Consider the following 14,604-nt stretch of genomic DNA (forward strand, 5'->3'; position numbering starts at 1 on the left):
GGGAGCGCGTTCCCCAACTCTACCGCGCTCAATCCCATGGAATTGCCCCCTCCGCTTCTCTCACGGAGGGGGCAATGAGCCAAACACTCGGTAACCGTCATTACCGAAGGTAATGATCAGCCTCCGGCCACCGCCGGAATGATCGACACGCCGGCCCCGTCCGGGGTGGCCGTCTCGAGCCCCTGCTCGAACCGCACGTCGTCGTCGTTGACGTAGACGTTCACGAACCGCCGCAGCTTGCCCTGGTCGTCCAGCACCCGGGCGGCGATCCCGGTGTGGTTCTTCTCCAGGTCCGAGATGACCTCGGCGAGGGTGGCCCCTTCGGCGCTCACCTCGGCCTGCCCACCGGTGTAGGTACGCAGAATGGTCGGGATACGCACGGTAACGCTCACTTCAAAACCTCCGGTCAGGTGACTTGCTCAGGGGCGCGGGACTGTGTTCGGCATGCGGCTGCCGCCGCGTGAGCGCGATCAGCCCCCACCGGCCCGCGGACGAGAACGGTGAAGCAGTCCTCAAGCGAGCCCGGCCTCACGGAACGACTCCAGGCTGGGACGGATCGTCGCCGTGAGCCCCGTCCCCGCCACCGCGTCCAGCGTCTTCAGGCCGTCACCCGTGTTGAGCACGACGGTGGTCAAGGACGGGTCGAGCACCCCGCTCTCCAGCAGCTTCCTGGTCACGCCGACCGTGACACCCCCCGCGGTCTCCGCGAAGATCCCCTCGGTGCGCGCCAGCAGCTTGATCGCGTCGACGATCTGCTCGTCCGTGACGTCCTCCACCGCCCCGCCCGTCCGACGGGCGATGTCCAGGACGTACGGACCGTCCGCCGGGTTCCCGATCGCCAGCGACTTGGCGATCGTGTCCGGCTTCTGCGGACGTACGACGTCGTGCCCCGCCTTGTACGCGGTGGACACCGGCGAGCACCCCTCGGCCTGCGCACCGAAGATCTTGTACGGCCTGTCCTCGACCAGCCCGAGCCCGATCAGCTCCTGCAGCCCCTTGTCGATCTTCGTGAGCTGCGAGCCGGACGCGATCGGGACGACGATCTGGTCCGGGAGCCGCCAGCCGAGCTGCTCGCAGATCTCGTACGCGAGGGTCTTCGACCCCTCCGCGTAGTACGGCCGCAGGTTGACGTTGACGAAGCCCCAGCCCTCGCCGGCCGGGTCGCCGATCAGCTCGGAGCAGAAGCGGTTCACGTCGTCGTAGTTGCCCTCGATGCCGACGAGCTCACCGCCGTAGACGGCGGCCATGACGACCTTGCCCTGCTCCAGGTCGTGCGGGATGAACACGCAGGACCGGAACCCGGCACGGGCCGCGGCGGCGCCCACCGCGCCGGCGAGGTTGCCGGTGGAGGAGCAGGAGAGGGTGGTGAAGCCGAAGGCGCGGGCGGCCTCGATGGCCTGGGCGACGACGCGGTCCTTGAAGGAGTGCGTCGGGTTGCCGGAGTCGTCCTTGACGAACAGCTTGCCGGCGTCGACGCCCAGCTCACGCGCGAGGTTGTCGGCCTGGACGAGCTTGGTCCAGCCGGGGTTCAGGTTCGGCTTGGTCGCCACGTCCGCCGGGACGGGCAGCAGCGGCGCGTAGCGCCAGATGTTCGCGGGTCCCGCCTCGATCCGCTTGCGGAGCTCCTCGGTGTCGTGGGCCGAGAAGTCGTACGCGATCTCCAGCGGGCCGAAACACTCCTCGCAGGCGAAGACGGGGCCGAGGGGGACCCGGTGTCCGCATTCGCGGCAGGAGAGCGCGGCGGCGGGGCCCAGGTCGACGGAGTTCGCGGCGGCGGATTCGGTGGTGCTTGCAACGGTCTGCACAGCCATGGAGGCGAGGCCCTTTCTCCTCATCTTCCTCACGACGCACCTCGCCGTGAGACGGATTTGGCACCTTCCCTAGCCGGGAGCCTCGCCACGTCCGTGTGACAAGAACCGACTGGAGGGTTGCCGGGGCTTCATCGGGCCGTGTCCCTCTGCCCCTCTGGATGAGCGGTGTTCAGTTGTCGTCCGCGCGGTGACCCCGGCATGCGGTGGTCATCGGCGTTGTTCAAGACTGTAACCGAAGGCCTGCATGGTTGAGATAGTCGTCCGAACCGCGAGATGGATCACAGGCCAGTGAGGAGCCCGGGACCGTGCTGGAAGAAGTCGAGCGCTGGCTGGTCGACCGCTCCTGGTCCGTGGCCGACCGCCCGCTCCACCGGATCCTGGCGGCGAAGCGTGCCACGGGGCAGACGGTGAGCGTGGTGCTGCCCGCGCTCGACGAGGAGGCGACGGTCGGCGACATCGTGTCGGTGATCCGGCACGACCTGGTGCTCCAGGTCCCCCTGGTCGACGAGGTGGTGGTGGTCGACTCGGGCTCGACCGACCGCACGGCCGAGGTGGCGGCGGCGGCGGGCGCGCGCGTGGTGCACCGGGACGCGATCCTGCCCCGGATACCGGCGGTGCCCGGCAAGGGCGAGGTGCTGTGGCGCTCCCTGCTGGTCACCCGCGGCGACATCGTGTGCTTCGTCGACGCGGACCTGCGGGAGTTCTCCTCCGACTTCGTCTCCGGCATCGTCGGCCCGCTGCTCACCGAGCCGGACGTGCAGCTGGTCAAGGCCATGTACGACCGCCCGCTCGGCGCCGCGGCCGGTCAGGGCGGCCGGGTCACCGAGCTGATGGCCCGTCCGCTGCTGAACATGCACTGGCCCCAGCTGGCCGGCTTCGTCCAGCCGCTCGGCGGCGAGTACGCGGCCCGCCGCACCCTCCTCGAACAGCTCCCGTTCCCGGTCGGGTACGGCGTCGAGCTCGGCATGCTGGTCGACGCCCTGCACCTGGCGGGCCTGGACGCCCTGGCCCAGGTCGACGTCGGCGTCCGCATCCACCGCCACCAGGACGGCCAGGCCCTCGGCCGGATGGCCGCCGCGATCTACCGCACCGCCCAGCTCCGCCTGGCCCGCGGCCATCTGATCCGGCCGTCCCTCACCCAGTTCGAGCGGGCGGGCGACAACTTCGAGCCCCGTACGTACTCCGTCGACACGGAGGAGCGGCCCCCGATGGCGGAGATCGCGGAGTACCAGGCGCGGCGGGTGGCCTGACCCGTATACGGCCGATCAGGTGCGTTTGAGGTCTCCGGGGCCGGGCTAGGTTGACGTCTATGGCTGTCACGCAGGCTGCTCAGGGTGCTCAGGTGCTGGTCGCGTCGAATCGCGGGCCCGTCTCGTACACGGTGGAGGACGACGGTTCGCTGCGGACCGGGCGGGGCGGTGGCGGGCTGGTGTCCGGGCTGTCGGCGATCGGGCCGGACGCCGGGGCGCTGTGGGTGTGCTCGGCGCTGTCCGACGGCGACCGCGAGGCGGTGCGGCGCGGAGTCGGCGAGGACGGCGTGCGGATGCTGGACATCCCGGCGGACGTGCACGCGGACGCGTACAACGGGATCGCCAACTCGGTGCTGTGGTTCGTGCACCACATGCTGTACCAGACGCCGCTGGAGCCGGTCTTCGACGCGGAGTTCCGCCGGCAGTGGGCGTCGTACGAGGCCTACAACCGGGCGTTCGCCGAGGCGCTGGCCGAGGAGGCGGCGCGGGGCGCGGCGGTGCTGGTCCAGGACTACCACCTGACCCTCGTCCCCGGGATGCTCCGCGAGCTCCGCCCCGACCTGCGCATCGCCCACTTCTCGCACACGCCGTGGGCGCCGCCGGAGTACTTCGCGCTGCTGCCGGACGACATCGCGCGGCAGGTGCTGCGCGGGATGCTCGGCGCCGACCGGCTCGGCTTCCTCACCCGCCGCTGGGCGGACGCGTTCACCGCGTGCTGCGAGCGGTTCGCGGACGGGCTCGGGGAGACCCGCGTCGGGGTGCACGGCCTCGGCGCCGACGCGGACTTCCTGCGCGCCCGCGCCCACGAGGCGGACGTCGAGGAGCGGATCACCGCGCTGAAGGAGGAGATCGGCGAGGGACGCCGGACGATCGTCCGGGTCGACCGGACCGAGCTGTCGAAGAACATCGTGCGCGGACTGCTGGCGTACCGGCAGCTCCTGGACGACCACCCCGAGTGGCGCGAGCGCGTCGTGCACGTCGCGTTCGCCTACCCCTCCCGGCAGGACCTCGCCGTGTACCGCGACTACACCGCCGAGGTGCGGCGGGTCGCGGACGACATCAACGAGCGGTACGGCACGCCGGGCTGGCGGCCGGTCGTCCTGCACGTCAAGGACGACTTCGCGCGCTCCCTCGCCGCGTACCGGCTGGCGGACGTGGCCCTGGTCAACCCGATCCGCGACGGCATGAACCTGGTCGCCAAGGAGGTCCCGGTCGTCTCCGACGCGGGCTGCGCGCTGGTGCTGTCGCGGGAGGCGGGCGCCCACGAGGAGCTGGGCGAGGACGCGCTCACGGTCAACCCGTACGACGTCGTCGGGACCGCCGGCGCCCTGCACGAGGCCCTGACGATGGGCCCGGACGAACGCGCCGAGCGCGCCAAGCGCCTGGCCGCGGCGGCGACCGCGCTGCCCCCGGCGCGGTGGTTCCTGGAGCAGCTGGAGGCGCTGCGGGACGGAACGCCCGGCTGACCGGAGGTATGGCCGGTCACACAGGCGTGTGCGGGGGCGGGCGCGGATAGGTTGGACGGTATGGCCAGCCACACGGATTCCACGGACCCGAATGCCACGCCGACACCCGCCACGCAGGCCGGGCGGGAAGGGCTGGACGCGCTTCTCTCCCAGCCGGGGAAGGCGCTGATCGGGCTCGACTTCGACGGAACACTCGCGCCGATCGTGGCCGACCCCGAGCAGGCCCGCGCGCACCCCGACGCGGTGCCCGCGCTCGCCGCGCTCGCCCCGAAGGTGGCCGCGGTCGCCGTCGTCACGGGCCGGCCGGCGGGGGTCGCGGTCCGGAACGGGGGCTTCGCGGGCGTCCCCGGTCTGGAGCACCTCGTCGTTCTCGGCCACTACGGCGCCGAGCGCTGGGAGGCCGTCACCGGTACGGTCACCGCGCCCGCCCCGCACCCCGGTGTCGCCGCCGCCCGCGCGGAACTGCCGGGGCTGCTCGACCGGGTCGGCGCGTGGCGGGGCACGTGGATCGAGGAGAAGGGCGGCCGGGCGGTGGCGGTCCACACCCGCCGGGCCACCGATCCGCAGGCCGCGTTCGAGGCCCTGCGCGAGCCGCTCACCGACCTCGCCACCAGGAACGGCCTCGTCGTCGAGCCCGGCCGCATGGTCCTGGAGCTGCGCCCGCCCGGGATGGACAAGGGCGTCGCCCTGCTGGAGTACGCCCGTGAGATCGGCGCCGGGTCGGTCCTCTACGCCGGGGACGACCTGGGCGACCTCGCCGCCTACACGGCCGTCGACAAGCTCCGCTCGGCCGGTACCCCCGGTCTGCTGGTGTGCAGCGGCAGCGACGAGGTCGCGGAGCTGCGGGAACGGGCGGATCTGGTGGTCGACGGACCGGCGGGGGTCGTACGGCTGCTGCGGGGGCTGGCGGGTCGGATGTCCTGACGGTTCTCCTCGCCCCCGCCGCCCTTCCCCGTCCCCGGGGGCTGCGCCCCCGGACCCCCCTTCGGCCCTGAACGGGCCTCGTCCTCGAACGCCGGACGGGCTGTCAGGGCCGGGCTCAACGCTCCGTGCGGCGGGTTTCCCGTACGCGGCGCAGGCGGTTGACCGTGACCGGGTCGTGGGCCAGGGCCCGGGGGTCGTCCAGGAGGGCGTTCAGGAGCTGGTAGTAGCGGACGGGGGCCAGGCCCAGCTCCTCGCGGATCGCGCGTTCCTTGACGCCGGGGCCGGAGAAGCCGCGGCGTTCCATCGCCAGGATCTGCTGTCCGCGCCGGGCCAGCCCGCCGGCCTCGTGCTCCTCGTCCCCCGTGTCCATGCCCCGCAGGTTACTCCGCGCTCTCCGCGCGCGTCGCCGTCGCCTGGAGTCCGCCGAGGACGCCGGCGGGGCTGCCGCCCGGGGCCACCGCCTTGCCGATCCGCTTCTTGACCGCCGCGTTGACCGTCGCCCAGGAGGTGTTGCCGACCGGGTAGAGCTCCGAGGTCGCCAGCTGGTCGAGGAAGGGCTTGAGGTCCTTGTCCTGGTCGGAGGAGGCCATCGCCCGGGACGCGGAGTTGGTGACCGGCAGCAGGTTGTACTCGCGGGAGAAGTCGAGCACGTTCTCCTCGCTGTAGACGAAGTCGAGGAACTCGCCGACCTGGTCGCGGTGGCCGTTCTCCTTGAAGGCCATCATCCAGTCGGCGACACCGAGCGTGACCTGGCTCTCGCCGTCGATGCCCGGCGTTGGCACCATGCCGAACTCCACGCCCTTCGCCTTCGCCGTCTCCATCAGCGAGGGGTGCCCGTTGAGCATGCCGACGTCCCCGGCGGCGAACGCCGCGAACGCGTCGGCCCGGTCGAGCTCGCCGGGCGCGACGGGACCGGTCAGGCCCTTGCCGACCAGTTCGTCCTTCAGCCAGGCGAAGGTCTCGACGTTCTGCGCGGAGTCGATGCTGTACGTGCCCGTGATGTCGGTGTAGCCGCCGCCGCCGCTGAGCAGCCACTGCATGGTCTCGGCCTGCGCCTCCTCCGGGCCGAGCGGCAGCGCGTACGGGTACTTCACGCCCTCCGCCTTGAGCGCCCCGGCGGCCGCGGCGAGCTCGTCCCAGGTCCGCGGCGGGGTGACGCCGGCCTCGGCGAACAGCTTCTTGTTGTAGAACAGCACGCGCGTGGAGGAGGCGAACGGCAGGCCGTACTGCACGCTGTTGACCTCGCCCGCGGTGGTCAGCTGGGCGAGGAAGTCCGCCTGGACGGGGATGGAGAGCAGGTCGCCGGCCTTGTAGAGCTTGCCCTCGGCCGCGTAGTCGGCGTACGCGCCGATCTGCGCCATGTCCGGCGGGTCGCCCGCGTCGACCATCTCCTTGACCTCGCGGTCGACGTCGTTCCAGGAGTAGACGCTGACGTCGATCTTCACGTCGGGGTGTTCGGCCTCGTACCGCTCGACCAGGTCGGCCCAGTACTTCTTGGAACTGTTGGCCGCACTGTCGCCGTAGTCGGCGGCGACCAGCCTCAGGGTCACGTCGGAGGACCCGCCGAACCCGCATCCGCCGAGGACCCCCGTCAGCCCCAGTGCGGACACCACCGCGATCGCCCTTGTCCTGACCCGCCGCTGCACTTGCCCTGCCCCTGCTCCGGCGCTCCGCGCCATCCCGAAAGGTTTTCGATAATCGGAATAAGGTCTACACCACGCGAGTGGACTAGACCTCTCGCGGGTGGCCGGTCCACACTGTTCCCCGTGAAACACGTCATCGCCCTCGATGTGGGCGGCACCGGGATGAAGGCCGCCCTGATCGGGGCGGACGGCGAGCTGCTGCACCGGGCCCGCCGGTCCACCGGCCGCGAACGCGGCCCGGACGCGGTCGTCGCGGACATCCTCGACTTCGCGGCGGACCTGCGCGCCCACGGCGTACGGCGGTACGGCGAGGCCGCGTCCGCCGCCGGCGTCGCCGTCCCCGGCATCGTCGACGAGGCGGAGGGCGTCGCCGTCTACGCGGCCAACCTCGGCTGGCGCGACGTCCCGCTGCGCGCACTGCTCACCGAACGGCTCGGCGGCGTCCCCGTCGCCCTCGGCCACGACGTGCGCACCGGCGGTCTCGCCGAGGGCCGCATCGGGGCGGGCCGGGGCGCCGACCGCTTCCTGTTCGTGGCGCTGGGCACCGGTATCGCGGGCGCCATCGGCGTCGACGGCCGGGTGGAGGCGGGTGCGCACGGCTTCGCGGGCGAGATCGGCCACATCGTCGTACGGCCTCGGGGCACCCCCTGCCCGTGCGGGCAGCGCGGCTGTCTGGAGCGGTTCGCGTCCGCCGCCGCGGTGAGCGAGGCCTGGGCCGCGGCCTGCGGTGACCCCGGCGCGGACGCGGCGGACTGCGCGAAGGCCGTCGAGTCCGGGGACGCACGGGCCCGTCAGGTGTGGCAGGAGGCGGTGGACGCCCTCGCCGACGGGCTGGTCACCGCGCTCACCCTGCTGGACCCCCGCACCCTGATCGTCGGTGGCGGGCTCGCCGAGGCGGGGGAAACCTTGTTCACACCGCTGCGGGAGGCCGTCCGGCGGCGGGTCACCTTCCAGAAACTGCCGTCCCTGGTCCCCGCGGCCCTCGGGGACACCGCCGGATGCCTGGGCGCGGGGCTCCTCGCCCGGGACCTGATCGACACCACTGACCCCTCGTACCCCTCGGAGGTAACCACCTGATGGCCCCCACCAAGGTTCTCGCCGGTGCCCGGGTGGTCCTGCCCACCGGGACCGTGGACGACGGCCGCGTGACCGTCGAGGGCACGCGGATCGCGGACACGGCGCCGGGAGGTTCCCCGGCGGCCGAGACGGTCGACCTGAGCGGCCACTGGGTGGTCCCCGGCTTCGTCGACCTCCACAACCACGGCGGCGGCGGGGCGTCCTTCACCGGCGGCACCGCCGAGGACGTCCTCAAGGGCGTGCACACCCACCGGCTGCACGGCACCACCACGGTGGTCGCCTCCGCCGTCACCGGCGACCTGCACTTCCTCGCCCGGCAGGCCGGGATGCTCGCCGAGCTGGCCCAGCAGGGCGACATCGCCGGCATCCACTTCGAGGGACCGTTCATCTCCCCGTGCCGCAAGGGCGCGCACGACGAGGGGCTGCTGCGCGACCCCGACCCGGCCGAGGTCCGCAAGCTGATCGACGCGGCGCACGGACAGGCGAGGATGATGACGCTGGCCACCGAGCTGCCGGGCGGCCTGGACTCCGTACGGCTGCTCGCCGATCACGGGGTGATCGCGGCGGTCGGGCACACGGACGCCACGTACGAGCAGACGCTCCGGGCCATCGACGCGGGCGCGACCGTCGCCACCCACCTGTTCAACGCGATGCCGCCGCTCGGCCACCGCGCCCCGGGCCCGATCACCGCCCTCCTCGAGGACGAGCGGGTCACCGTCGAGCTGATCAACGACGGCACCCACCTGCATCCGGCCGCGCTCCGGCTGGCCTTCCACCACGCGGGCGCCGCCCGGGTCGCCTTCGTCACCGACGCGATGGACGCGGCCGGCTTCGGCGACGGCCGCTACATGCTGGGCCCGCTGGAGGTCGAGGTCGCGGACGGGGTGGCCCGGCTGGTGGAGGGCGGTTCGATCGCCGGGTCCACGCTCACCCTGGACCGCGCCTTCCAGCGGGCGGTGACGGTGGACGGGCTGCCCGTCGAGGACGTCGTGCGGGCGATCTCCGCCAACCCGGCGCGGCTGCTCGGCCTGGACGACCGGATCGGCTCCCTGGAGCCCGGCAAGGACGCCGACCTGGTGGTCCTGGACGCGGACTTCGTCCTCAAGGGCGTCATGCGCCGGGGGGAATGGGTGGTCGATCCCCGACTGGGCTGATCCGTCCCGCGGCGGACGGACGGCGGCCGGTCCGGGGGTGGGCCGGCCGCCACCCGTTTGGCATGATCGTGACCACGGGTTCCACGGCAGGCACAGGCACAAAGGGGGGTCGGCCCGGTGATCCTCACGGTCACGCTGAACACCGCTCTCGACATCACCTATCGCGTACCGTCCCTGCGGCCGGGGACCTCCCACCGGGTCGCCGAGGTGACGGAACGCCCCGGCGGCAAGGGCGTCAACGTGGCCCGGGTGCTCGCCGCCCTCGGTCACGAGGTGACGGTCACCGGCTTCTCGGGCGGCACGACGGGCCGGATCCTGCGGGACCGGCTCACCGGGGTCCCGCGCCTGGCGGACGCGCTGGTCCCGGTCTCCGGCACGACCCGGCGCACCGTCGCGGTCCTCGACGAGCGCTCCGGCACCACCACCCGGCTCAACGAGCCCGGCCCGGTGATCACCCACGCCGAGTGGTCCGCCTTCCAGGAGGTGTACGAGGACCTGGTGGCCGGCGCCTCGGCGGTGGCCCTGTGCGGCAGCCTGCCCCCGGGCGTCCCGGTGGGCGCGTACGCGGGACTGATCCGCACGGCACGCGCGGCCGGGGTCCCCACCCTCCTCGACACCAGCGGCGCGGCGCTGCGCCGCGGGGTCGCCGGACGGCCCGACGTCCTCAAGCCGAACGCCGAGGAGCTGGCCGGACTCACCGGTTCCCACGAGCCGCTGCGCGCCACCCAGGAGGCCCGTCGGCGCGGCGCGGGCGCGGTGGTCGCCTCCCTGGGCCCGGAGGGCCTGCTCGCGGTGACCCCCGAGGGCCACTGGCGCGCGGCCCCTCCGCGACGACTGCGCGGCAACCCGACCGGCGCGGGCGACGCGGCCGTCGCGGGCCTGCTGTCCGCCCTGGTGGAGCACCGCCCCTGGCCCGACCGCCTCGCCCGGGCGGCGGCGTTGTCCGCGGCGACAGTTCTGTCCCGGGTGGCCGGCGAGTTCGACCAGGGCGCTTACGAGGAGCTGCTCGGGCGGGTGACGGTCGCGGGGGAGGCCGACGTGGCCTGAGGCATGCCCGGTGCGGTCAGCTCGGCGGTTCCTCCGTCAGCCAGAACTGGTCGAAGACGGCGTTGCACTGGTTGCCCTCGTTGCAGGCCAGCTCGATGGTGTTCGTGCCGTCGGTCAGGTTCACGTTGGACCAGGAGGTCTGCCAGCCCTTTTCCCAGTCTCCCTTGGGCGTTCCGCCGAAGTTCTTCATGTTCAGGGGACGGGTCGCGGACTTGCCGTTGACCACCACGGTCGCGTTGGCGTCCTCACCCGGGATGCCATAGCCCACGTAGAACCGGTAGGTGCCTTCCTTCATGCCGTTGACGGTCCAGGTGACCTTCGCGCCCACCTTGTTGAAGCCCGTCACGTAGACGCCGCCGTCGGCCTTCGCGCCCTTGATGTCGGAGGCCGTGACCGCGCCCCCGCCCAGGCGGAGCGCCTTCGCGTCGATGGTCGGCAGCTCGGCCTCCTCCTCCGCCTCACCGCCGCTCGCCGACGGGCTCGGTTCGGAGCTGTCCTGGGTCTGGGACGGAGTCGCGCCTGCCTGGTTGCCGCCCTCGTCCCCGTCGTCGTCGCCGCCGATCATGGCGACGCTGATGCCGATCACGACCGCGGCGACCACCGCGATCGCGCCGATGAGCAGTCCCTTGGTGTTCGGGCCGCGGCCCCGGCCGCCCCCGCCGCCGTGCGACGGCTGGTGCGCATGGGTGGTGCCGGCGCCGCCGGGCAGCGTCTCCGGGGCGGCGTAGTGGGCGTTCGGCTGGCCGTAGACGCCCTGCTGCTGCGGCGGTGCCTGCGGAGCGGGGGCCTGCTGGCCGTACTGGCGGGTCCCGACCGGCCGCACCCGGTTGACCGAGTTGGGGTAGCCGTAGCCCCCGGACGGCGGCTGGGCCCCGTTGGCCTGCCCGTCGGCGTAGAGGTAGCCGAACGGGTCGTCGTCCTCCGGCGTGCTCGCGCCGTTGTTGCCGGCCGTCATCCCTTGGTGCTCCTAGCTGCGGATCGGGTGCGGTACGAGAGGTGGAGTAAGCGAGCCTACCCGCTTCCCATGGCCCGAACGGGTGACCCAGACCGCATCAAACCACTGACCTGCGGCTCATCCCGCACGCCGATGCTGTTTGGGACGAGATCGTTTCTCGACGTACATCCGCTCGTCGGCGGACTTCAGCACTTCGTCCGCCGTCATCCCGCAGTGCGCCCACCCGATGCCGAAGCTGGCGCCGACCCGCACGGCCCGCCCCTCGGCCCGGATGGGCTGGATGATCTCGTTGCGCAGCCGTACGGCGAGGTCCTGGGCGTCGGCCCGGCCGAGACCGTCGGCGAGGATCACGAACTCGTCGCCGCCGAGCCGGGCGACGGTGTCGCCGTCCCGTACGCCGCCGCTGAGCCGGCGGGCGACCTCGATGAGCACCGCGTCACCCGCGTTGTGCCCGAACCGGTCGTTGATCGACTTGAAGCCGTCGAGGTCGCAGAAGAGGACCGCGAGCCCCTTGGCGCCGTCGTCGAACTCCGCGGCGGGCGCGACGGTGTGCACGTGGTGGTCGTAGCCGTCGTAGCCCTCGTGCCCCTCCGTGCCCGGCGGGAAGTCGAAGTCGTGCCCCCGGTCGAAGACCGGCGGGCCGTAGGCGGCGTCGTGGGAGTCGAAGGACTCGAAGGGTGCCATGGAGTCGACGGCGGCGGGCAGCGCGCCGTGCGGCTGCTGCCGGCACAGCCGGGCGGACAGCCGGGACCGCAGCTCGGCGGAGTTGGGCAGCCCGGTGAGCGAGTCATGGGAGGCGCGGTGGGCGAGCTGGAGCTCGCGGCGCTTGCGCTCCTCGATGTCCTCCACGTGGGTGAGGAGGAAGCGGGGGCCGTCGGCGGCGTCGGCGACGACGGAGTTGCGCAGCGAGACCCAGACGAAGGTGCCGTCGCGGCGGCCCAGGCGCAGCTCGGCCCGGCCGCCCTCGGGGGAGGTGCGCAGCAGGGTGCCTATGTCCTCGGGGTGGACGAGGTCGGAGAAGGAGTAGCGGCGCATCGCGGAGGCGGGGCGGCCCAGCAGGCGGCACAGGGCGTCGTTGGTGCGCAGGATGCGGCCGTGCTGGTCGCCGCCCATCTCGGCGATGGCCATGCCGGAGGGGGCGTACTCGAAGGCCTGCCGGAAGCTCTCCTCGCTGGCCCGCAGCGCCTGCTGGTCGCGCTCCAGGCGGACCAGGGCGCGCTGCATGTTGGCACGCAGACGCGCGTTGCTGATCGCGATGGCGGCCTGGAAGGCGTACATCTGCAGGGCCTCGCGGCCCCAGGCGCCGGGCCGGCGGCCGTTGCGCGGGCGGTCCACGGAGAGGACGCCGACCAGTTCCCCGGAGGTGCCGCCGCCCTGCGGGCCGGGGGCGTACATCGGGGCGAAGAGCCGGTCGGAGGGGTGCCACTCGTCCTCGAAGCGGGGCGCGGGCCCGTCGGTGTACCACTGCGGGACGTCGTCGTCGTCGAGGACCCAGCCCTCGGTGTGCGGGATGAAGACCAGGTCGCCCCAGCGCTCGCCCATGCTGAGGCGGCGGTCCCAGGACTCGCGGGAGCCGGCCCGTCCGGTGATGAGGGCCTCGGCGGCGGAGTTCCCGGCCAGGGCGGCGACGACCAGGTCACCGTCGGGGCGTACGAGGTTGACGCACGCCAGCTCGTACCCGAGGGCGCCCACGACGCCGTCGGCGACCGTCTGCAAGGTGTCCGCCAGGCTGCGGGCCGTGTTCATGTCGGCCATGGCCTGGTGGAGTTGTCGCAGCGACGCAAGACGGACGTAGGGTTCCGACTCGGTCTCCATCCTCGCCCTCCCCCCGAGACCTCGCAGCGAATCAAGGGTTGTCTTCGGCGTATCGTCCCAGCAGCTTCTCCGCCACTGAATCACAGCGCGCTGCTCACTCGGTACACAGGGTCAACAATTCTTGCCCCTTGTGACTCAAGTCACAGGTAAACGTGAACAATTGCGTGGACTTTCCGCGGTTTCCCCGCGTGTTTGACGAACGCAGTTTTTGTGGTGCTTGTGCATGGCCTGTGTCCGTCTCGGGCGTTGGTCCTAGGTCCCGGATCGGGCCGGGGTCCGATGCGGTGCCTGTGGAGCGGAGATTAGCGTTTCCGGCGTGCCGAACACTTCCGCCCCGTCCACGGTCACCGCTGCGCCCGCCGCCCGGCATGCTGAGGGGGTGAGCAACGACGAGTTCCGAGCCGCCCTGTCCCGGCTGGCCGCCGGCGTGGTCCTGGTGACCGCGCAGGAGCCGCCGCTGGACCCCGACGACCCCGCGGCGCCGGCCGGCGAGGACGTCGGCATGACGGCCACCGCGTTCCTGTCGGTCTCCCTGGACCCGCCGCTGGTGCTGGTCAGCCTGCGCAACGGCTCCCGCATGGACGAACTCCTCGACGAGCAGCCCCTGTGGGCGGTGTCCGTGCTCTCCGAGAGCCAGCGGCACGTCGCGGGCCGCTTCGCGATGAAGGGCCGGGTCAGCGACCGCCTGCTCTTCGCGGACATCCCGTACCTGCGCGGCGAGTACAGCGGGGCCCCGCTGGTGGGCGGCGCGCTGGCGACCCTGGAGTGCCGCACCGAGCAGCGGGTGCCGGCCGGGGACCACACCCTGGTGATCGGCCGCGTCCTGACCGCCCGGGTGCCGAGCGCGGAGGGCGGTCCGCTGACGTATTTCCGGGGCCGTTACCGGCAGTTGGGCTGAACTCTTTGCCGTCGTGACCGAAATCCCTTTTACGGCGCGGGATTTACCCGCTTAGGGTGCCCGGGTGACGACGACCACCGCACTTCGCCTCGAAGAGATCACACCGAAGAACCTCAAGGCCGCCCTCGGCATACGGGTCCGCCCCGACCAGGAATTCGCGGTCTCGCCGGTGGTGGACTCCCTCGCCGAGGCCTACGTGCATCCCGCTTCCGCCTGGCCCCGCCTGATCATGGACGGCGACCGCGCGGTCGGCTTCCTGATGGCCTTCCTCGACATCGACTGGCACGAGGACGGCGGCAGCGTCATCCGCTCCGGCCTGTGGCGCCTGAACATCGCGGCGCAGGAGCAGGGCAAGGGGTACGGGCGGTTCGCCGTGGAGTCGGTGGCCGAGGAACTCCGCCGCCGGGGCGCGCGCGAGTTCTACGTCACCTGGGAGCCCGGCGACAACGGCCCCGAGGGCTTCTACCTGAACCTGGGCTTCCGCAAGAACTGCGAGGTCGCCGAGGGCGAGACGGTGGGCGTGCTGAACCTGGACTGAACCACCGGGCCCCGACAGGGGACGGG

General features: G+C 72.4%; 14 protein-coding genes and 1 riboswitch. Of the genes, 8 read left to right on the forward strand and 6 right to left on the reverse strand.

What is annotated here, in order from left to right; translation table 11 throughout:
* Positions 1-116: 116 nt before the first annotated feature.
* Positions 117-392 (reverse strand): MoaD/ThiS family protein, encoded by a 276-nt coding sequence (locus AB0A94_RS22785; RefSeq protein ID WP_030164968.1) that lies wholly within the window; start codon positions 390-392, stop codon positions 117-119.
* Positions 393-512: 120 nt separating this feature from the next.
* The gene (gene thrC, locus AB0A94_RS22790) at positions 513-1,811 is read right to left on the reverse strand and encodes a threonine synthase (RefSeq protein ID WP_361746973.1); all 1,299 of its coding nucleotides are present in this window, start codon (positions 1,809-1,811) and stop codon (positions 513-515) included.
* A 17-nt stretch (positions 1,812-1,828) separates the two neighbouring features.
* Positions 1,829-1,976: riboswitch (SAM riboswitch) on the reverse strand.
* Between the two features lie 140 nt (positions 1,977-2,116).
* Here thrC and AB0A94_RS22795 point away from each other — a divergent pair.
* Genes AB0A94_RS22795 through otsB form a run of 3 tightly spaced genes read left to right on the forward strand, consistent with a single transcriptional unit; the run spans position 2,117 to position 5,451 of the window.
* Positions 2,117-3,061, forward strand: a complete 945-nt coding sequence (locus AB0A94_RS22795) for a glucosyl-3-phosphoglycerate synthase (protein WP_361746976.1) — start codon at positions 2,117-2,119, stop codon at positions 3,059-3,061.
* A gap of 59 nt (positions 3,062-3,120) precedes the next feature.
* Complete coding sequence (locus tag AB0A94_RS22800; protein ID WP_361746978.1) at positions 3,121-4,527, forward strand: trehalose-6-phosphate synthase; 1,407 nt, start codon at positions 3,121-3,123, stop codon at positions 4,525-4,527.
* A 60-nt stretch (positions 4,528-4,587) separates the two neighbouring features.
* Complete coding sequence (gene otsB, locus AB0A94_RS22805) at positions 4,588-5,451, forward strand: trehalose-phosphatase (RefSeq protein WP_361746981.1); 864 nt, start codon at positions 4,588-4,590, stop codon at positions 5,449-5,451.
* Between the two features lie 115 nt (positions 5,452-5,566).
* Here the strand turns inward: otsB and AB0A94_RS22810 are convergent, their stop codons facing one another.
* Both AB0A94_RS22810 and AB0A94_RS22815 read right to left on the reverse strand, forming a co-directional pair.
* On the reverse strand, positions 5,567-5,821 hold the full coding sequence (locus AB0A94_RS22810) for a DUF3263 domain-containing protein (RefSeq protein WP_361746983.1): 255 nt from the start codon (positions 5,819-5,821) through the stop codon (positions 5,567-5,569).
* Positions 5,822-5,831: 10 nt separating this feature from the next.
* Positions 5,832-7,097: an extracellular solute-binding protein gene (locus tag AB0A94_RS22815; protein ID WP_361746986.1), complete on the reverse strand. Its 1,266-nt coding sequence runs from the start codon at positions 7,095-7,097 to the stop codon at positions 5,832-5,834.
* 120 nt (positions 7,098-7,217) lie between these two features.
* Between AB0A94_RS22815 and AB0A94_RS22820 the strand changes: the two genes are divergently transcribed.
* From AB0A94_RS22820 to AB0A94_RS22830, 3 genes are all read left to right on the forward strand, one after another.
* Positions 7,218-8,171, forward strand: a complete 954-nt coding sequence (locus tag AB0A94_RS22820) for an ROK family protein (protein ID WP_361746988.1) — start codon at positions 7,218-7,220, stop codon at positions 8,169-8,171.
* Positions 8,171-9,325: an N-acetylglucosamine-6-phosphate deacetylase gene (nagA, locus tag AB0A94_RS22825; protein WP_361746990.1), complete on the forward strand. Its 1,155-nt coding sequence runs from the start codon at positions 8,171-8,173 to the stop codon at positions 9,323-9,325. Before AB0A94_RS22820 ends, nagA begins: the two co-directional genes overlap by 1 nt.
* Positions 9,326-9,442: 117 nt before the next feature.
* Positions 9,443-10,372: a 1-phosphofructokinase family hexose kinase gene (locus tag AB0A94_RS22830; protein WP_361746991.1), complete on the forward strand. Its 930-nt coding sequence runs from the start codon at positions 9,443-9,445 to the stop codon at positions 10,370-10,372.
* A gap of 16 nt (positions 10,373-10,388) precedes the next feature.
* Here the strand turns inward: AB0A94_RS22830 and AB0A94_RS22835 are convergent, their stop codons facing one another.
* On the reverse strand, positions 10,389-11,327 hold the full coding sequence (locus tag AB0A94_RS22835; protein ID WP_361746993.1) for a carbohydrate-binding protein: 939 nt from the start codon (positions 11,325-11,327) through the stop codon (positions 10,389-10,391).
* 117 nt (positions 11,328-11,444) lie between these two features.
* Positions 11,445-13,142 (reverse strand): diguanylate cyclase CdgB, encoded by a 1,698-nt coding sequence (cdgB, locus tag AB0A94_RS22840; RefSeq protein ID WP_361746995.1) that lies wholly within the window; start codon positions 13,140-13,142, stop codon positions 11,445-11,447.
* Positions 13,143-13,458: 316 nt separating this feature from the next.
* Here cdgB and AB0A94_RS22845 point away from each other — a divergent pair, with 316 nt between their 5' ends.
* Both AB0A94_RS22845 and AB0A94_RS22850 read left to right on the forward strand, forming a co-directional pair.
* Positions 13,459-14,040, forward strand: a complete 582-nt coding sequence (locus AB0A94_RS22845; protein WP_361746996.1) for a flavin reductase family protein — start codon at positions 13,459-13,461, stop codon at positions 14,038-14,040.
* A 64-nt stretch (positions 14,041-14,104) separates the two neighbouring features.
* Entirely contained in the window at positions 14,105-14,578 is a 474-nt protein-coding gene (locus AB0A94_RS22850) for a GNAT family N-acetyltransferase (RefSeq protein WP_361746998.1), read from the forward strand.
* The last annotated feature ends 26 nt before the right edge of the window (positions 14,579-14,604 follow it).

This window comes from Streptomyces sp. NPDC044984 (assembly GCF_040646935.1).
In the GTDB taxonomy this organism is placed as follows: Bacteria; Actinomycetota; Actinomycetes; order Streptomycetales; family Streptomycetaceae; genus Streptomyces.